The sequence below is a fragment of the Oceanivirga salmonicida genome (assembly GCF_001517915.1).
Lineage (GTDB): Bacteria > Fusobacteriota > Fusobacteriia > Fusobacteriales > Leptotrichiaceae > Oceanivirga > Oceanivirga salmonicida.
This window is the reverse complement of sequence record NZ_LOQI01000161.1, coordinates 1-613: the sequence shown is the minus strand read 5'-3', so window position 1 is coordinate 613 and position 613 is coordinate 1. Positions and strand designations below refer to the sequence as shown.

The window sequence follows — 613 nt, the reverse complement described above, 5'->3', positions numbered from 1 at the left end:
TAGCGAGTGTCTCGTGGGCTCGGAGATGTGTATAAGATACATGCTTTAGCATCCTCATCTGCTAAACTTTGACTTGCTCCATCTTGTCCAGCATATTCATCAGTTACAATAACAGTTTTTACACCTTCATTTTCAATTTTTTTACAGTTCATTATTAAATCAGTGTCTGGGTTTCCAAATCCTTCTTGTGAAACTATAACAGCATCTAAACCTAAATATTTAGTTAATTTTGCTGTCCAGTTTGATGATCTTTCTTTATCCAACAGAAATAATGGATGGAGCAATAGTTAGTGGTAACTGTGTATCAGCATGTGACAAAAATCCTACTTATGTTCATTTGAATAATGGTGTAATTGAAGAATTATATAAAAAACATGGAAAAGAAATCAATTTCTTAGGTGTAATTATAACAAATGAAAATGTTTATTTAGCAGATAAACAAAGATCATCAAACTGGCCTGCAAAATTAACTAAATATTTAGGTTTAGATGCTGTTATAGTTTCACTAGAATGATTTGCAAACCCAGACACTGATTTAATAATTAACTGTCAAAAAATATAAAATGAATGTGAAACAACTGTTATTGTAACTGATGAATATGCTGAACAAGAT

Annotated in this window: 2 protein-coding genes; one reads left to right on the top strand and one right to left on the bottom strand. The window is 30.7% G+C overall.

The window, feature by feature from the left end; all coding sequences use genetic code 11:
- Positions 1-263: glycine/sarcosine/betaine reductase component B subunit (locus AWT72_RS08750; protein WP_306765443.1), on the bottom strand; the 263-nt coding region annotated here is incomplete at its 3' end.
- Between the two features lie 8 nt (positions 264-271).
- Between AWT72_RS08750 and AWT72_RS08745 the strand changes: the two genes are divergently transcribed.
- A complete protein-coding gene (locus AWT72_RS08745) occupies positions 272-514 on the top strand; it encodes a glycine/sarcosine/betaine reductase component B subunit (protein ID WP_067143677.1) in 243 nt (80 codons plus the stop codon).
- The last annotated feature ends 99 nt before the right edge of the window (positions 515-613 follow it).